Origin of the sequence: Bacteroides sp. Phil13 (assembly GCF_001940965.1) — a bacterium.
In the GTDB taxonomy this organism is placed as follows: Bacteria; Bacteroidota; Bacteroidia; order Bacteroidales; family Bacteroidaceae; genus Bacteroides; species Bacteroides intestinalis.
The window spans coordinates 38,811-57,878 of sequence record NZ_MSHA01000001.1 but is presented as its reverse complement, the minus strand read 5'-3'; the positions used below and the strand labels follow the sequence as shown (position 1 = coordinate 57,878).

Here is a 19,068-nt window from a genome sequence, read left to right as displayed (position 1 = left end):
AAAAAGACAATGAAAACAAAATATATCATATCGACTATTGCGTTGACAGGCGTACTGGCACTGACCGGATGCGAAGACTTTCTGGAGCAGAAGAATACGCACGACCTGAACCAGCAGACCTTCTTCGACTCCGAAGCGGCATTACGGGCAGCCACCGCACCTCTCTACAACTATGTATGGGCAGGCTTTAATGACAAGTTCTATTATGGAATGGGCGATGGACGTGCCAACAACATCACCGCCCAATATTCCGACTACATCTACCCGTACACCAACCTAAGCGAAACATCCCTGAGCCAAGGTCTGACCGATGCATGGAATTCCTTCTATTCCGTAGTGGCACAGGCCAACAATACCATCAACAATATCACTGACTATTCCGCCCCCACCCTCAGCGAGGACTCAAAGCGTGCATCTATTGCCGAAGCACGCTTCATGCGCGGTACGGCCTATTGGTACATCGCTTCCCTATGGGGAGTGGGCATCATCTATACCAACACCTCCAGTATGGTGAACAATTACGTGGTTCCCGCCAACCCGGGTGTGGATGTCATAGAGTTTGCCATCCGCGACCTGGAATATGCAGCCAAATACCTGCCTAAGACTCCTGCCGATGCAGGACGGGTGACGTGCTACAGTGCCTACGGCATGTTGTCGCGTGTTTACCTCTCTATGGCCGGACTTACCACCGATGGCCTGTATAACGGAAGCAACGTTGCCACCGATTTCAACCGTGGCACACGAAACCAGACCTACCTTGATCTCGCGAAGCGGGCAGCCCTGAAGGTGATTGCCGAATCGGGAGCTGGACTGATAGACAATTATGGAGACTTGTTCGCAGCCAAAAGCTTCAACAATAACAGCGAGAGCCTTTTCCAGTTGCAATGGTTACCTGCCACGCAGGCCAACAGCAGCGCCTGCGGCAATACAATGGTCCGCTTCCTCGCATGGTCTACGATGGTGGCCGACAAAGATGCCTGGGGAGGCGCCACCTATTGTTCTTGGAACCTATGGGAAGAATTCAAAACCTATAAGGATGAGACACTGGGTAAAACCGTGGACGATGCTGTCCGCCGCCACTATTCGGTAGCTTCGTATGGCGAGTTCTATCCGGACATGAATATGAAAAACGGAGGTTATACCTATGGCGAGACCGAGAATCCGGGTAACCAGGGAGCAAACATCAAGAAATACGTCATTGGCACAACGGCCGACAACGGCGGCATCAGCGAACCGGGCAACTCGGGTACCAATACCTACATGATGCGTCTGGCCGAAGTCTATCTGAATTATACGGAAGCCGTTTTGGGAAACAGTGCAAGTACCACCGATACGGAATATTTCAACCGAGTGCGCACCCGTGCAAAAATGGAAAGCAAAAAAAGCATTACTTACGAAGACCTACGCCACGAACGCCGTATGGAATTTGCTTTCGAAGGACAGTATTGGTACGATCTCGTGCGCCGTTCCTATTACCGCCAGCAGGAGGTTATCAATTACATGAACCACCAGCAGCGTAACGCCAGCTACGAGTACCAGACCGAATCGGGCGTATATGAAATCAGCCCCGACTATGTGGAACCGGGGAACGGTGTAGCCACAGCTACGGCAAACAGCCTCATATTGCCCATGTCGGACACCGACCAAAGCAAGAACCCCTATCTGAAACCCGATACCAGCGGAAACTTACAGACCGTAGCTTATGAATTTGGAGAAAAAGAAGTTTCTGAAGAAGATTTGTTCAACTAATATAAACGAATAATCATGAAATACCTGAAATATACCCGACTGTTGTGCATGGCACTTCTGGCAATGGGCTTCACTGCCTGCAACGACGAGGATGCCTATTTTGAGGAGGATGCGCAAAACTCTCCGATTGTAGTGAATAAGGTCTATCTGCAAGACGTGGAATCGTCCGTTCCCGACCGCGAAGTGACGTTTGCACGACTCGGACAAGTCATCCGTCTGTCCGGAAGCGGACTGTATGGAGTGAGAAAAGTGTATATCAACGGATATGACACTTACTTTAATCGAGCTTTGGTAAGCGACCAGTCATTGCTGGTACAACTCAACAAAGAAACTCCCGTGGCCGAAGCCGAAGAGGAAGTGAGAAATACCATCCGTCTGGTAAAAGACGGTTCGGAGTTTGTTTATAAGGATCTGGTGGTTCGTGCCGCCTCCCCACAAATCTCGCATATCAGCAACACTCTACCACTAGAGGGGGAAAAGGTAATTGTTTATGGAGCCAACCTGCAAGAAACACTCAAGTTGATCCTTCCGGGCGGCGTGGAAGTGTCTGCAGGCATAGAGAGCGATGAGGATGGCGAATGGTACTCGTTCACCATGCCGGGTGGCGTGAGCCAAGGCGGAAGTATCACCTCGGAAGGTGCCAACGGAACCGCTGTCACTCCCGCCTACTTCAACGAAAAGAGCTGTATGATTCTCGACTTCGACGGCACCGGCGTACAGGGATTTTGGAGCTGGGATGCCGGCAAGTCCATGTGCGACGATGAGCACGACGTAGCGGACGATCCGCTGGGGAAACGAGGCAAATGTGCCCTGCTGGTACCTCAACGTATGCTGGATGCAGGCGGCGCTGTCTCAGGTAAACCGCGCGTGTCCGAGTGGTGGACGGCAGGTAATGACGAGCCTACCGATGACTGGAACCGCATGACCGGACTGATTCCGGCAGAAACGCCTGTGAACGAAGTGGCCTTCCAGTTTGATATCTACGTGCCGCAACCTTGGAGTGGAACAGGTCACATCCAAATATCGCTTATGAACAACTTCAATATTAGCGGCATTGGATCGGACGATGATGGCACCAACAATGCCGTGGCATTCTGCGTACCTTGGATTAAAGAGGGAGTAGTGGTGCCCTTCTACACCGAAGGCTGGCAAACCGTCACCATTCCTTTTAGCCAGTTCAACAAATATGCCACCTTATTGGAAAATGAGGAGGAAGCTACTTTCCAAATGGTAATAGACGACCGCAACGGAGCATCTTACCGCAACTTCGGCATGGGATTCGTCAACACCGACTTCACCTTTGGAGGCGTAACGGTGGAATCGACACTCTTCAACCAGAAAATCTATGTGGACAACTGGCGCGTAGTGCCTTGCAAGAAGACCATCGTATCCGATTTCCCGGATGAAGAAGAATGACCTTCTCAACTCGTCAACTATTTTAAGAACTTAAAACTGAAAAAGTATGAAATTAAATAGAATCATCCTTCCCGCAATGGCAATGGCATTGACTTTGGCAGCCTGCGAGGATAATAAGATGGAATGGGGTACTCCTGACGGGCACGGACAGGCCGACCTCTCCGATATTCCACTAAGTTTAACCGAAAAAATAGCCAACTACAAGAGTATCAAGGAATATGCGGCTGAGTATATTCCGAATATGACCGTAGGCTTAGGCATCGGAGCAGACTATTATATAAATAACGGGACTGTGAAGCAACTGGCCGATGCAAACTTCAACACCTTTACCACCGGAAATGCCATGAAGCATGATGCAGTGGTGGGCAACAAGGGTGAACTGAACTTCGCTACCATAGATGCTTTTGTAAATGCCATTCCGGCAGACGCCAAAATGTACGGACACTGTTTTCTGTGGCACACGCAGCAGAAACAAATGTACCTGAAATCGCTGATTGCTCCCGAAGTAGTGATTGAGGATATCGGTGGTGACGATGTCTGCGAGAATGTCATTACCAACTCCGGTTTCGAAAGCGGAACCGACGGATGGACCGGTCTTTGGGGAAAATACACTTATGCAGTGGAAGCTCCCGGAAAGGACAGCGATAATGCCATTCACTTCACCATGACCGGAGAAACGGCTGCGAACTACGACTGCCAGCTTTTCTGGCCACTCGCCTCCCCTTTGGAAGACGGCGTGACGTATGCTTTCTCTGCCGATATCAAGTCCGACATGGATATTGCCGTGCAGTTCATAGGTCAGAACGCATCATACGCAGGTATTTATAAGGACAGCTATACCGCTCCTGCCGACTGGCTGCACGTGACGGGTGAATTCACTTATAACGCAGCTTCCGAGGCTACCGATATTATCCGTGTAGGCTTCCAGTTTGGCGGCACACCGGGCAGCAATGTGTGGATAGACAACCTGAAATTCGGCGTGAAGAAGGTAGAGAAGATGAAAAACGTCATCACCAATCCTTCGTTTGCCGACGGCACCAACGGTTGGACCGGACTGTGGGGCAAATATACATACGGTGTAGAAGCGCCGGGACGTACGGACGACACAGCCATCCGCTTCACCATGACCGACGAAACGGCCGCGAACTACGACAGTCAACTCTTCTGGGCACTCGACACCCCTCTGGAAGTGGGAGCCACTTACGCTTTCTCGTTCTATACCAAGAGCGACATGAACATCGCCGTACAGGCCATCGGACAGAATGCAAGTTATTCGGGTATCTACAAGGACAGCTTCACGGCACTGAACGACTGGACACTATGCGAAGGAGAATTTACCTACAACGCCTCTGATCCTGCCGACATCGTCCGCTTCGGTGTTCAGTTTGGCGGTACTCCGGGCAGCACCATATGGATTGATGACTTTAAATTCGGTTTGAAGAACGAGGAAGCACAGCCCAAGGCCAAAAACCTGACCCGCGCCGCAGGAGGCGTGACCTACATCTACAAAACGCCTGAAGAGAAACGTACCGCCCTCTTGGGTGCCATGGAAACTTGGATTAAAGGCATGGCCGAGCACATGGGCGACCGTATGATAGGCTGGGATGTCATCAATGAACCTATCGACGACAGTACGAAAGGCGTACGTGGAATCAACGGTGTGTTTGGAAGCGAAGATGCAGACGGCAATCCCGATACCGCACCCGTAGAACAAGATGGGCTGAACCTGAACTGGGCAAGCAACCACTTCTACTGGGGCTACTATCTGGGCATGGAATACGCCACCAAGGCCTTTGAATATGCCCGCAAGTATTGCAGACCTGAAACCAAGCTCTTCGTCAACGACTACAATCTGGAAGTCAGCCCTGCTAAGCTGGATGCCCTGATTAACTTTGTGAAGTACATTGACGAACACAACGAGACGAATGCCCCAATCGTAGACGGTATAGGCACACAGATGCACGCCGTAGCAGCCGATCTGACTCGTGAAAAGATAGATGAAATGTTCAAAAAACTTGCCGCTACGGGTAAGATTATCCGTATTACCGAGCTTGACGTACGCCACACTTATGAGCCTACAGCTAATCCGTCGGCCGAACAGCTAATGAAACAGGCGGATGTCTATCGCTGGATTATCGAGTCTTATAAGGAGAACGTGCCCGCTACGCAGCAATCCGGCTTTACCATCTGGAGTTTGTCCGACCACGCAGACGAACACACCGGCTGGTTCACAGGCGACACTCCCAATCTCTTCGATGCCAACTATGCCCGCAAGCCGGCCTATAAGGGCGTGTGCGACGGTATTGCCGGACGTGACATCAGCGAAGACTTCACCGGCGACGACTGGAAAGCAGCCTACGAAGTGAAAGAGGAAGAAACTCCCGCTGATCAATAAGTGAAAACAAGAAATCCGGTAAGGCTCCGGCCTTACCGGATTCCATTCACCCAATCATTCAGCAAATCCGGTAAAAACATCCGTTTTATCCTCTGAAACAGGAAGATGTACGATAAACAAAAAATTATGTAACATCATTCGGGGATAATGTAACCGAAATGAAGTTTTCTGCAACATTGCGAAAAGTTTTTTAAATTATAGCTCACTATCTTTGTTGCAATGGAAAACATCTCAAATCAATACCAGAGACAAACAATGAAGAATTGGATTTTCATTTTAGTTTTGAGTGTGATGACAGTTGGGTATGTAAATGCTCAAAAGAGTACATTACAAAAACAAGGCACCGCTACTCAATTAGTAGTAGACGGCAAACCATTTCTTATTTTAGGCGGTGAATTAGGAAATTCATCGGCAACATGCACAGAAGATATCGAACGTATCTTCCCGAAGCTGCAACGGATGGGACTGAATACAGTACTCGTTCCCGCATACTGGGATTTGATAGAACCGCAGGAAGGACAATTCGACTTCACCCTCACAGATAAAGTTATCCGTCAAGCCCGGCAGAACGATCTGAAAGTTATCTTTCTTTGGTTCGGTGCTTGGAAGAACTCCATGAGTTGTTATGCTCCCTTCTGGTTCAAAGAAAACTATAAGAAATATCCGCGTGCTTATACACAAAAAGGAAAACCACTCGAAATAGCCAGCGCATTCTCTGAAAATGTATTCCAAGCCGACAACCGTGCTTTTTCCGGGTGGATGGAACACGTCGCAGCCATTGATAAAGAGGAAGGTACCGTCGTCATGATACAGATAGAAAATGAGATAGGTATGCTGGAAGATGCAAGAGACTATTCTAAAGAAGCCAACGCACTATTCAATGCACCGGTGCCTGCCGAATTAATGAGTTATTTGCAGAAAAATAAGAAAACGCTCCACCCCCAGATGCTTGAGAAATGGGAAAGCCAAGGTAGCAAGAAACAAGGTACCTGGCAAGAAGTATTCGGAGCCGATATCTACACCGATGAATTATTTATGGCCTGGCACTACGCCCGTTATGTGGAAAGAATGGCACAAAGCGCCCGGTCCATCTACAATATTCCACTATTCGTGAACGCTGCCATGAACAGCCGTAACCGGAAACCCGGAGAATATCCTTCTGCCGGTCCGCTGGCACACCTTATTGATATATGGCATTGCGGAGCACCCAGCATCGACCTTCTTGCTCCCGACCTGTACGACAATGGCTTTACAGACTGGGTAGCCCAATATAAATTGCACAACAACCCGCTGTTTATCCCCGAAATCAAACTAACAGACAATAATGGCGTAAGAGCTTTCTACATCTTTGGTGAACATGATGCCATCGGTATCAGTCCGTTCTCTATCGAAGGTGGTTCCGACTCTCCTAACTCTCCGTTGGTAAAAAGCTATCGTACGCTAAAGGAGTTCATGCCGCTGCTGGCTAAGCATCAAGGTAAAGGAACAATGAAAGGATTACTTTTCGATCAGGAAAATAAGGAACGTATCATTTATCAGGATGATCTGAAGATAACTTGCCGCCATTTCTTTACCCTTCCATGGGATGCGCGCGCCACCGATGGCAGTGTATGGCCCGAAGGCGGAGGTATATTACTGAAACTGGCACCTAACGAATATATAGTAGCTGGTAGTGGCATCGTTATCGAGTTTGAAAAAGCTACAGAAAATCAAATTAAATCCCAGGCATTGGGCGAAGACGGATTTGCTCAGGCAGGAGGAAAGGGTGATAAAGTGATAAGTGATAAGGTGATGTGGAAAGGAGCACGTTGTGGCATCGGTTCCGTAGATGAAGTGAAGGTGGACGAGGACGGTACGTTCTCTTATATCCGCCGTCTGAATGGTGATCAGGATCACCAAGGGCGACATGTACGCATCTCAGTGGGAGAATTCCAGATACTTCATGTGAAATTGTACGAGTATAAGTAGGTAGTAATTAAGTTGTGGGTAAAAGATAAAATTAGATATGAATAAGGTTAGGTTTAATAAAGTTAGGTTGAGTCTGGCAGTGCTGCTTTGCCTTTGCGCTACTTCCATGGTGGACGCAAAGGTAAAGTTGCCTGCTTTGATTTCTGACGGAATGGTATTGCAACGCGAGCAACCCATCAAAGTATGGGGCACGGCAGATGCCGGAGAAAGTGTACAGGTGAAGTTCCTAAAGAATGCCACCCCTACAGGTGTAAAAGGTGGTAAACTGAAAGTAGCTTACACGGTTACAGCAGACGCAAACGGTAGGTGGACCCTCACCCTGCCTGCAATGAAACCGGGCGGACCTTACATTCTGCAAGTTAATGACATCGAACTGAAAGATATTCTGGTAGGAGATGTATGGTTGTGCTCCGGCCAATCCAATATGGAACTACCTGTCAGCCGGGTAACAGATATGTTCCGTGATGAAATTGCCGCTTATGAGAACACAAATATACGGCAGTTGAAAGTACCTAATATCTTCAACTTCCATGCACCGCAAGCGGACTTGCCGGATTACGTTGCCTGGAAACCGCTGACGCAGGAAAACGTAATGAACTTTTCCGCCTTGGCCTACTTCTTTGCCAAAGCCATGTATGAAAAGAACAGTATACCCATCGGACTGATAAACTCCAGTTGGGGCGGGACTCCCGTTGAGGCATGGATAAGCGAAGAAGGACTGAAAGAATTTCCAAAGTATATTAATGAGAAACGGCAATATGAAGATGATGCGTATCTGAAAAGCATTAAGCAGACAGAAGGTTTGAACTTCTATCGCTGGAACACTTCCCTATACCGGGGGGATGCAGGGCTGCACGAAACAACACCTTGGTATGCCGCCAACTACAACGATAAGGACTGGCAGACCGTCGATTTATTCTCCACCGACTGGGGAAGCAACGGTTTGAATCCGATAAACGGTTCGCACTGGTTCCGCAAGAAAGTGGAAGTACCGCAGGAGTGGAACGGAAAAGAAGCGACCTTGCGCTTAGGTTGCATTGTAGATGCAGACTCGGTCTATGTGAACGGTACATTCGTAGGTACTGTTTCCTACCAGTATCCTCCACGCATCTATACCATTCCGGCAGGTGTACTGAAAGCGGGAAAAAACACAGTAACTATACGGCTCATCAGCAATAACGGTTATCCGCACTTTGTAAAAGAGAAGCCTTATAAGATTATTTGCGGAAATGAAGAAGTAAGCCTGCAAGGAGAATGGAAATACAGATTAGGTGCTTCCATGCCTCCGGCTCCGGGAATGATGTTCTTCTGTTACAAACCGGTATGCCTGTACAATGCCATGATTGCCCCGTTACAAAACTATGGCATCCGTGGTGTCCTCTGGTATCAGGGAGAGTCCAATGTGGACCGCCGCAATGAATACGCCGCACTGTTGACAGCTATGATTGCTGATTGGCGCAGCACATTCGACAAGCCGGAATTACCTTTCTACATTGTAGAATTGGCGGACTTCCTGTCCAAAGACGACGTCGGCGGTAGGCAAGCATGGGCTGAGATGCGCAAGGAACAAGCCAAAGTAGCCGAAACCAACCGGAATACTCGTCTCATCCGCAACAGCGACCTAGGCGAATGGAACGATATACATCCATTGGATAAGAAAACCCTGGGACAACGTGCGGCAGAAAGTGCGTTGGAGACAGATAACAAATGACAGATAACTAATAACTGAATAATACAGCACTATGAACGCACTAAGTCAAAAAGTGTCTATGGCCGAGAAAATCGGCTATAGTTTAGGAGATTGCTCTGCGAACCTCGTGTTCCAGATGATGATGATTTACCAAACCAAGTTTTATACCGATGTCTTCGGTCTGGAAGGCGCCATTGCCGGATCAGTGATGCTGATTGCCCGCATTGTGGACGCTTTTGTAGACCCTACCGTAGGTATATTGTCCGACCGTACACAAACCAAATGGGGCAAATACCGCCCATGGGTACTTTGGACCGCATTGCCGTTCATGATGTTCTATGTGCTGGCATTCTACAACCCCGGCATTGAGGATAAAGGTTTGGTAGCAGTATACGCTACAATCTCTTATACCTTGTTGATGACGCTTTACTCGTTCAACAATACCCCGTATGCATCGTTGGGTGGTGTAATGTCAAGTGACATCAAGGAACGTACGAGTATTACGTCTATCCGGTTCGTAGCCGCTACTATTGCGCAGTTTGTGGTACAAGGCTTGACGCTCCCGCTGGTAAGCAAGTTTGCTGGTGAAAGCGGTGATAAGGGGCACGGTTGGCTGTGCACTATTTCCTTATTTGCAGTCATCGGTTTCGTGTTCCTGGTTATTACCTTCTTCTCCAGCCGCGAACGTATCACACCGCCGGCAAATCAGAAAACTGATACCCGGAAAGACATCAAGGATGTATTCAAGAATATTCCTTGGCGGGCCATGTTCATCCTGACACTCTTCCTTTTCACTACCCTCGCCATGTGGGGAAGCGCTATGAACTACTACTTTGAAAATTATGTGGATTCGGGCGCACTGTTTGCCTTCCTCGATAAACTGGGATTAGTGGCTACACAAGCCAGTGACTCAGTGGGTTATACGATACTGAATGCTTTCGGCCTTATTGTCAGCAGTCCTGAAAAGGCTTATGAAGTGGGCTTTGGTGTGTTCAACATGCTGGGAGCAGTGGTACAGTTCTTCGGCGTTATCTTCCTGTCCGGTTTCCTGGCCAACCGTTTCGGAAAGAAGTCGGTGTTTATTGTTTGTCTGGCGCTGACGGCACTGTTTACCGCCTTCTTCTATTTCCCGAATGAAACGGATGTAGAAACAATGTTCGTCCTGAACTTCCTCAAGAGTTTGGCATACGCTCCCACCGTTCCATTGCTTTGGGCTATGATTGCCGACGTAGCGGATCATTCGGAATATGTCAATCACCGCCGTGCAACGGGTTTCGTGTTTGCAGGTGTGGTGTTTGCACTGAAAGCCGGATTGGGTATCGGTGGCGCAATTTTGGGTTTCCTGCTCTCCGGTTTCGGTTATATATCAGGCGCAGGGATTGCACAAAGCGAATCGGCTATTCATGGTATCGTGCTTTCATCCAGTATTATTCCGGCTGTTACGTTCTTTATCGGTGTCATAGCGCTGTACTTCTACCCTATTACAAAGAAGTATAACGAAAAGATGCAGGCCGAGTTGACGGAACGCAGAAGTAAAGAAGATTATTAATCATAACCCATTGGCGGAATTAGATGCCGTTCAGCATCCTGTCAGAGCCGTATCAAAGAGGGTTCAAATCCCTATTTGCTCCGTACCATATCCGGATAGAGGTACCTCTAACCGAATTTGCTACGGAGTTGGTACGGACCGGATACTGCACAAACCCGGTCTTGGTCTTTATCCGGACACGGGGAGGAGACCATTAATTCCTCTAACGGATTAATCATACTAAAGTAGCATGAAATTAAAGTATTTAGCATTATCAGTCTGCGCTGCCGCATTAATGTCTTGCAACAGTGACAAACCTGTTGCGGCAGACCCGACTCTAAAAGATATTCTCGGTAATAAATTCCTCGTTGGTGTCGCCATCAATTCCGAACAGACTGTGGGTCGCGACACCAGCGGAGTCGATGTGGTACGCCGTCACTTCAACTCCATTGTGGCCGAAAACTGCATGAAGAGTGAAGTGATACACCCGGAAGAAGACAGATATGACTTTAGCCTGGCAGACGAATTCGTTAAGTTCGGCGAGGATAACGGAATGTTCATCATCGGGCATTGCCTGGTGTGGCATTCCCAGCTCTCACCTTGGTTCTGCGTAGATGCCGAAGGGAAGAATGTTTCACCCGAAATCCTGAAAGAGCGGCTGAAAAGCCATATCCATACCATCGTGGGCCGGTACAAAGGTCGCATTAAAGGCTGGGATGTAGTAAACGAAGCCATCGAAGGAGACGGAAGCTACCGCCGGAGCAAGTTCTACGAGATACTGGGAGAAGAATATATCTCGCTGGCTTTCCAATATGCACATGAGGCAGACCCGGAAGCAGAACTCTACTATAACGACTACGGCATGCACGAACCGGGACGCCGCGATGCAGTGGTGCGCATGGTCAATTCACTTAAAGAAAAAGGACTGCGCGTAGATGCCATAGGTATGCAGGGACACATGGGATTGGATTACCCAAGCATAGGTGAATATGAAACCAGCCTTCTCGCCTTTGCCTCCACAGGTGCAAAAGTGATGATAACGGAATGGGACATGAGTGCTTTGCCAACCGTAAACCGCGGAGCAAATATTGCCGACAAAGTTGCCTTTGAGAAAGCCCTGAACCCCTATCCCGAAGCTCTGCCGGATAGTGTTTCCAATCTGTGGAATGCACGCATGAAATCGTTCATGGAACTCTTCATTAAGCACGCGGACGTCATTACGCGCGTAACCGCCTGGGGTGTATCGGACAGCGACTCCTGGAAAAACGACTGGCCCGTACCGGGAAGGCGGGAATATCCCCTACTCTTCGACCGTAATTATCGGCCCAAACCCTTCCTGAAAGAAATTCTGGAACCTAAAAAGGCCGTGTTCGATGAATTTACGTATACGGTAGCCCCCAGGGATACCGATAAAGCAACTGATCAGGTTACCACACCGGGCACATTGAATCCCGTGTTACCGGGGTGTTATCCCGACCCGAGCATCTGCCGCGTAGGAAACGACTATTACATGGTCAACTCCTCTTTCGCCTTCTTCCCCGGAGTACCCATCTGGCATAGCACAGACTTGATGAACTGGGAACAACTGGGCTATGTCCTCAACCGTCCCTCACAGTTGCCCATGTATGACGGCCTGCGCATCAGCGGCGGTATCTATGCTCCGGACATCAAATACAATCCTCACAACGGACTGTTCTATCTGATCACCACAGCCGTAGACGGTGGCGGCAACTTCTTCGTCACCACAGATGATCCGAAGAAAGGAAACTGGAGTGATCCCACTTTCCTGCCTGAAGTGGGCGGCATCGACCCCGGATTTCTCTTCGACGAAGACGGGAAAGCATATATTGTGAACAATGACGCTCCGGCAGGAAAACCCGAATATGATGGGCACCGCGCTATCTGGATACGCGAATTCGACTGGAAAAGCGGTTGTACCGTAGGAAAACAAAAGATGATTATTGACGGGGGCATAGACAAAACCAAACATCCCGTTTGGATAGAAGGTCCACACCTCTACCACATCAACGGCACATACTATCTGATGGCTGCCGAAGGTGGAACGGGTCCCAACCACTCGGAAGTGATCTTCACCTCTGCGTCTCCGTTCGGTCCTTTCAAGCCTTGTGCCATCAATCCGATATTGACGCAACGCGGCTTACCGGGCGACCGCCCTAATCCGGTTACCTGTGTCGGTCATGCCGACCTGGTAGAAACTCCCGCTGGTGACTGGTACGCCGTCTTCCTTGGCGTTCGCCCCTACCGCGACGGTCATGACGTGATGGGACGCGAAACTTTCATGCTCCCGGTGACCTGGAAAGATAATCAGCCCATTATCCTTCCTGAGGGTGACGTCATCACTTATACCGCCGACCGTTCCTATGGCCCTGCTCCACTATGGACAGCAAACGGACTGGCTAAAGAAGCATTTTTTATCCGCACTCCATTGGTGCCCTGCTACGATATAAACAGTAAAGGACAGTTGGAAATGACCGCCAGCAGTACCGATCTTAACCAAAAGCGTCAGCCCGCCGCCATCGGTCGCTGGATTAATAACTGGACATTTACAGCTCAGACTGGCTTGGACTTCGTGCCACAACAGCCGAAGGATTTCGCAGGTATTATCTGTTTCCATGATGATAATTGCTATATTCGCTTCGGGAAGACACTGGACAAAGACGACAAACCCGTCATGCTTCTGGAAACATACAGCCATGGCAGACTGTGCAGCCAAGCCGGCAGCCCGCTACCCCGGACAGATGAAAAAGTATATCTGAAAGTAGAAGGAGATAATGCAGTAAACTATACCTTCAGCTACTCCACCAATCCTAAAGGTAACTGGACGCAAGTAGGCGAACCTGTCTCCGCCGACCTGATAAGCACGCAAACAGCCGGAGGTTTCACCGGAACCATGGTCGGCATTTATGCCACAGGAAACTATCAGAATTAACCACATTAAAATCATAAAATCATGAAGAAAGAAAAGAGATACTTAGTACCCGGAGATTATATGGCAGACCCCGCCGTTCATGTGTTCAACGATCGCCTTTACATCTACCCTTCCCACGACTGGGAAAGTGGTATTCCCGAAAATGACAACGGTGACCATTTCAATATGAAAGACTACCACATCTTCTCTACTGATGATCCCATGAAAGGAGAAATCACAGACCACGGTCTGGTACTTACCACTGAAGATATCCCCTGGGCAGGACGCCAACTTTGGGATTGCGACGTAGCTGAGAAAGACGGCAAGTATTATATGTATTTTCCATTGAAGGACCAGAACGATATCTTCCGTATCGGTGTTGCCATCAGCGACCGTCCCGAAGGTCCGTTCATCCCCCAACCTGACCCGATGCGTGGCAGTTACAGCATCGACCCTGCCGTTCTGAATGATGGAGACGGTAACTATTACATGTACTTCGGTGGCCTATGGGGCGGACAGTTGCAACGCTATCGCGACAACAAAGCCCTGGAAAGTGGAGCCACTTTCCCCGCAGACAACGAGCCATCCATCCCCGGACGCGTTGCCAAACTCAGCGTGGACATGCTGCAATTTGCCGAAGAACCTAAAGCCGTAGTGATCCTAGACGAAAACGGGCAACCGCTAACAGCCGGAGACAACGAACGCCGTTTCTTCGAAGCAAGCTGGATGCACAAGTATAACGGAAAATATTACTTCTCCTACTCTACCGGTGATACCCACCGCCTGTGCTATGCGATCGGCGACAATCCTTACGGTCCTTTCACCTATCAGGGAGTAATCCTGACACCGGTGGTAGGCTGGACTACCCACCACTCCATCGTGGAATACCGGGGCAAATGGTATCTGTTCCATCACGACAGTGTGCCTTCCGGCGGACGCACCTGGTTGCGCAGCCTGAAAGTATGCGAACTGGAATACGACGCCGACGGACGTATCATCACCATCGAAGGACTGGATTAACCGTTGCCCGATAGAGTATGAATACTGTAAAAATAGGTATTATAGGTACCGGGTGGATTGCCGAAAAGATGGCAATCACCCTCGAAGGAATGGAGGGAGTAGAAGCTTATGCAGTCGCTTCCCGCCAGTTGCAGACCGCCTGCGACTTTGCCGACCGGTGGGGTTTCACCCGTGCCTACGGTTCTTATGAAGAAATGCTGGATGATGAAGAGGTGGAGTTGGTATATATTGCCACTCCCCATTCCCACCATTTCGAACATGCACGTATGAGTCTGCTGAAAGGCAAGGCGGTTTTGTGCGAAAAGGCATTCACCGCCAATGCCCGCCAAGCGGAAGAACTGCTGAATCTTGCCAAAGAAAAAGAGCTCTTCATCACCGAAGCTATCTGGACACGTTACATGCCTCTATCGCATACTATCAATGACCTTGTAACCAGTGGAATCATCGGACGCCCCATGACGCTGTCTGCCAATCTGGGTTACCCAATCGGCAACCGTGAGCGCCTCCGCCAACCGGCACTGGCAGGCGGGGCTCTGCTCGACCTGGGAGTGTATGCACTGAACTTTGCTTCCATGGTTTTCGGAACGGACGTAGAGCGTGTCACCTCTACCTGCGTAAAGACCGATACCGGAGTCGATGCACAGAATAGCATCACCCTTACATTCAAGGATGGGAAAATCGCTGTACTGCACAGCAGTATGCTGAGTATGACCGACCGCCAAGGCATCATCTCCGGTGACAAAGGCCATCTGATCATTGAAAACATCAACAATCCGCAACGGATCAGGGTGGTAACGGAAGATTATAAGACGGCAGTTGTCTACAACTGTCCGCCACAAATCACCGGATACGAATACCAGGTATATGCATCCATGGAAGCTCTGAGGAACGGGTGGCTCGAATCTCCCTATATGCCTCACGCCGAAACCCTGCGCATCATGCGCATGATGGATGACTTACGCCGCGAATGGGGAGTACACTACCCCGCCGATGAATAAACCAACCAATACTTTTTGTTTATGAAAAAACTGCTCTCTTTATTCTTATTATTAGCTTGTTTACTCAAACCTGTATCCGCGGAAGACGGCAGCCGCTTGTGGCTCCGGCAATCGACAGATGCCCACGCACAGATTACAGCGCCCCGCCAGTCTCCGACACTAAACATAGCCGTCAATGAACTGAAGCAGGCATGGAAAGGACTCCCCGTTACACTTGTGCTGAAGAAAGACAAACAACTATCTTCTGAAGGCTTCCGTATACGACAGGTAAATGAAAAACTCACTGTTACTTCCCCCACCGAAACGGGTCTGCTTTATGCTGCCTATCACCTGATCCGCCTGCAAGAAATGCGGAACTTCGGAAAACCTTCGGAAACAGACTTGGAAATAACGGAGAATCCTGCCTATGACCTGCGTATTCTCAACCATTGGGACAACCTCGACCGCAGTATCGAGCGCGGTTATGCCGGCAAATCTCTCTGGAACTGGGAAGAACTGCCCGGCACGCTCTCCGACAGATACGAAGCTTATGCCCGTGCCAATGCCTCCATCGGAATCAATGCAACGGTACTGAACAATGTAAATGCTTCTTCTAAAATCCTTTCCGCCGAATATTTGGAAAAGGTAAAGGCTCTGGCAGACGTATTCCGTCCTTACGGCATCAAGGTGTATCTCTCTATCAACTTTGCCTCCCCCATGCAACTGGGCGGGCTTTCCACAGCCGATCCTTTGGACAAAGATGTCATCGCCTGGTGGAAGCAGAAAGTCAAAGAGATCTACCGCACCATCCCTGACTTCGGCGGCTTCCTGGTGAAAGCCAATTCCGAAGGACAGCCCGGTCCGTGCGACTTCAACCGTACACATGCCGAAGGTGCCAATATGCTGGCAGATGCATTGAAGCCCTATAAAGGCATCGTCATGTGGCGTGCTTTCGTCTACAGCCCAACGGATGCAGACCGCGCAAAGCAAGCTTATCTGGAATTCCAGCCTTTGGATGGACAATTCCGCGACAATGTCATCGTACAGATAAAGAACGGTCCGGTCGACTTCCAGCCTCGCGAACCGTATAGTCCTTTATTCGGTGCTATGCCCCGGACTCCGCAGATGGTTGAGTTCCAGATTACACAAGAATATCTGGGCTTCTCCAATCACCTTGCCTATCTAGCGCCGATGTGGGAAGAGTTCTTTGACTTTGTGAAGCCGTCTTCACTGAAAGCCATAGCAGGTGTCGCCAATATAGGTACGGATACAAACTGGTGCGGTCATCCTTTTGCCCAAGCCAACTGGTACGCTTTCGGACGCATGGCCTGGAATCCTTCCCTGACATCGGAAACAATCGCAGAAGAATGGCTGAAACAGACTTTCTTCGATGCAAGCAATCCCAAACATGCACCCATTGCCTATGAAATACATAACATGATGATGGAAAGCCGCGAGGCTGTGGTAGACTACATGATGCCACTCGGGCTGCATCACCTTTTTGCATGGGGACACCATTACGGTCCGGAACCTTGGTGCGATGTGCCCGGTGCACGCCCCGACTGGATGCCGTCTTACTATCATAAAGCAGACAAACAGGGGATAGGTTTCGACCGCAGTCATATGGGTAGCAATGCTACAGCCCAATATCCCGATTCACTCTGCCACCTTTACGATGACATCCGTACTTGTCCGGATGAGTATCTCTTGTGGTTCCATCATGCCCCTTGGCAACACACCATGCAAAGCGGACGTACTTTATGGGACGAGCTTTGCTATCGCTACGACCATGGTGTACAGCAGGTAAGAAGCTTTCAGAAAAAATGGGATCTAGCCGAGAACTACATCGATGCAGAACGTTTCAAAGATGTACAGTCACGCCTGAAGATACAGGCACGTGATGCCGTATGGTGGAAAGATGCCTGTCTGTTATATTTTCAGGAATTTTCGGGCTTGCGTGCCCCTTACGAAGTGGAAAGACCGATACATGAATTGGATGATTTGAAGCAAGTGAAACTTCCTATCGACAACCATGAATGCCCGACACCCAAAATGCTGAATGAAAGAAGATAAGCAACAGCCCTGTTTCAAATAGAAAATACAAAAAAGAACAGCTCTAATGATACATTGAACTGTTCTTTTTTGTATTTTTGTACCTTATGGATATTATAAAGGATATGAAATATGAATAAAGTAGCATTATTATTTATAAAATGGATACGGTTATCACTCTGTCTGATTACTCTCTCTTTCTTTGTACTATCCTGCGAGAAAGATGAAATAGAACCTGTTGAAAACCAAAAGACTTTATTCATGTACCTACCTTGGTCCACCAATCTGACCAGCAATTTCTACACGAATATCTCGGATATGGAAAAGGCAATCAGCCAAAAAGGACTGAATGGTGAACGGGTAATCGTATTTATGTCTACTACTTCGGAAAAAGCAACTCTATTTGAAATAACCTGCAAGAAAGGTAAATGTGAACAGGTTACTCTAAAAGAATATAACAACCCGCCTTTCACCACCGCCGAAGGAATTACTTCCATTCTCAATGATGTAAAAAGTTTCGCCCCTGCACCCACTTACGCCATGACTATCGGATGTCACGGTATGGGATGGCTTCCAGTTCATAGTACAAAAGGACGGGCAAGGACTTCAATAAGAATGCACTGGGAAAACGAAGGCGTTCCACAAACCCGTTATTTCGGCGGTACGACAAGTCAATATCAGACAGATATCACTACCCTTGCAGAAGGTATAGCAGATGCCGGAATAAAAATGGAATATATCCTATTCGATGATTGCTACATGTCAACCATAGAAGTAGCCTATGACCTGAGAAACGTTACAGACTACCTTATTGGTTCCACCTGTGAAATCATGGCTTATGGTATGCCCTATTCTATCATTGGAAAAGATTTGATGGGCGAACCAAATTATCAAGCCATCTGTGACGGTTTCTATTCATTCTATTCCACCTATGAAGAAATGCCTTGTGGAACATTAGGCATAACTAATTGTGCAGAATTGGATCATCTGGCCACTATCATGAAAGAAATAAATAACCGGTATACATTTGACCCTTCAAAGCGGAACCAGTTACAACCTTTAGACGGTTACTATCCGGTAATCTTCTACGATTACGGTGACTACGTAGCACATCTGTGTGATGACACATCCTTATTAAAAGAGTTTAAAGAACAGTTAGAACGAACCGTACCATATAAAACGCATACCGAAAGTTATTATTCCATGAATACGGGAACTACCACGCCAATTAAAACCTTCTCTGGCATTACTATATCCGATCCGAGCATAAATTCTTTAGCAGCAGATAAGACAGAAACAAATTGGTATAAAGCAACGCACTAAATAGATTGTATACTGGTTTGG

At 48.6% G+C, this 19,068-nt stretch carries 11 protein-coding genes; all 11 read left to right on the top strand.

What is annotated here, in order from left to right; translation table 11 throughout:
• The first annotated feature begins 9 nt into the window (after positions 1-9).
• The 11 genes from BWI44_RS00140 (at position 10) to BWI44_RS00090 (ending at position 19,047) form a co-directional block, all read left to right on the top strand.
• On the top strand, positions 10-1,749 hold the full coding sequence (locus BWI44_RS00140) for a RagB/SusD family nutrient uptake outer membrane protein (protein WP_195208138.1): 1,740 nt from the start codon (positions 10-12) through the stop codon (positions 1,747-1,749).
• Positions 1,750-1,764: 15 nt separating this feature from the next.
• Entirely contained in the window at positions 1,765-3,165 is a 1,401-nt protein-coding gene (locus BWI44_RS00135) for a glycan-binding surface protein (RefSeq protein ID WP_117706669.1), read from the top strand.
• A 46-nt stretch (positions 3,166-3,211) separates the two neighbouring features.
• Positions 3,212-5,560, top strand: a complete 2,349-nt coding sequence (locus BWI44_RS00130) for an endo-1,4-beta-xylanase (protein WP_007666378.1) — start codon at positions 3,212-3,214, stop codon at positions 5,558-5,560.
• 255 nt (positions 5,561-5,815) lie between these two features.
• Positions 5,816-7,528, top strand: a complete 1,713-nt coding sequence (locus BWI44_RS00125; protein WP_195208139.1) for a GH35 family beta-galactosidase — start codon at positions 5,816-5,818, stop codon at positions 7,526-7,528.
• A 37-nt stretch (positions 7,529-7,565) separates the two neighbouring features.
• Positions 7,566-9,239 (top strand): sialate O-acetylesterase, encoded by a 1,674-nt coding sequence (locus BWI44_RS00120; RefSeq protein ID WP_195208140.1) that lies wholly within the window; start codon positions 7,566-7,568, stop codon positions 9,237-9,239.
• Positions 9,240-9,270: 31 nt separating this feature from the next.
• The gene (locus BWI44_RS00115; RefSeq protein ID WP_195208141.1) at positions 9,271-10,767 is read left to right on the top strand and encodes an MFS transporter; all 1,497 of its coding nucleotides are present in this window, start codon (positions 9,271-9,273) and stop codon (positions 10,765-10,767) included.
• 229 nt (positions 10,768-10,996) lie between these two features.
• Positions 10,997-13,696, top strand: a complete 2,700-nt coding sequence (locus BWI44_RS00110; RefSeq protein WP_195208142.1) for an endo-1,4-beta-xylanase — start codon at positions 10,997-10,999, stop codon at positions 13,694-13,696.
• Between the two features lie 21 nt (positions 13,697-13,717).
• On the top strand, positions 13,718-14,695 hold the full coding sequence (locus BWI44_RS00105) for a glycoside hydrolase family 43 protein (RefSeq protein ID WP_118295146.1): 978 nt from the start codon (positions 13,718-13,720) through the stop codon (positions 14,693-14,695).
• Positions 14,696-14,712: 17 nt separating this feature from the next.
• Complete coding sequence (locus tag BWI44_RS00100) at positions 14,713-15,693, top strand: Gfo/Idh/MocA family protein (protein ID WP_118295147.1); 981 nt, start codon at positions 14,713-14,715, stop codon at positions 15,691-15,693.
• Positions 15,694-15,714: 21 nt separating this feature from the next.
• Positions 15,715-17,745, top strand: a complete 2,031-nt coding sequence (locus BWI44_RS00095; RefSeq protein WP_286810187.1) for an alpha-glucuronidase — start codon at positions 15,715-15,717, stop codon at positions 17,743-17,745.
• A 111-nt stretch (positions 17,746-17,856) separates the two neighbouring features.
• Positions 17,857-19,047 carry a clostripain-related cysteine peptidase gene (locus tag BWI44_RS00090; protein WP_286810185.1) on the top strand — a complete coding sequence of 397 codons (1,191 nt, stop codon included), beginning with the start codon at positions 17,857-17,859 and terminating at the stop codon, positions 19,045-19,047.
• Positions 19,048-19,068 lie beyond the last annotated feature (21 nt).

Excerpts from the sequence above, each read along its gene's own strand:
- BWI44_RS00140 (WP_195208138.1), top strand. The coding sequence starts at position 10 with ATGAAAACAAAATATATCATATCGACTATTGCGTTGACAGGCGTACTG.
- BWI44_RS00135 (WP_117706669.1), top strand. The coding sequence starts at position 1,765 with ATGAAATACCTGAAATATACCCGACTGTTGTGCATGGCACTTCTGGCA.
- BWI44_RS00130 (WP_007666378.1), top strand. The coding sequence starts at position 3,212 with ATGAAATTAAATAGAATCATCCTTCCCGCAATGGCAATGGCATTGACT.
- BWI44_RS00125 (WP_195208139.1), top strand. The coding sequence starts at position 5,816 with ATGAAGAATTGGATTTTCATTTTAGTTTTGAGTGTGATGACAGTTGGG.
- BWI44_RS00120 (WP_195208140.1), top strand. The coding sequence starts at position 7,566 with ATGAATAAGGTTAGGTTTAATAAAGTTAGGTTGAGTCTGGCAGTGCTG.
- BWI44_RS00115 (WP_195208141.1), top strand. The coding sequence starts at position 9,271 with ATGAACGCACTAAGTCAAAAAGTGTCTATGGCCGAGAAAATCGGCTAT.
- BWI44_RS00110 (WP_195208142.1), top strand. The coding sequence starts at position 10,997 with ATGAAATTAAAGTATTTAGCATTATCAGTCTGCGCTGCCGCATTAATG.
- BWI44_RS00105 (WP_118295146.1), top strand. The coding sequence starts at position 13,718 with ATGAAGAAAGAAAAGAGATACTTAGTACCCGGAGATTATATGGCAGAC.
- BWI44_RS00100 (WP_118295147.1), top strand. The coding sequence starts at position 14,713 with ATGAATACTGTAAAAATAGGTATTATAGGTACCGGGTGGATTGCCGAA.
- BWI44_RS00095 (WP_286810187.1), top strand. The coding sequence starts at position 15,715 with ATGAAAAAACTGCTCTCTTTATTCTTATTATTAGCTTGTTTACTCAAA.
- BWI44_RS00090 (WP_286810185.1), top strand. The coding sequence starts at position 17,857 with ATGAATAAAGTAGCATTATTATTTATAAAATGGATACGGTTATCACTC.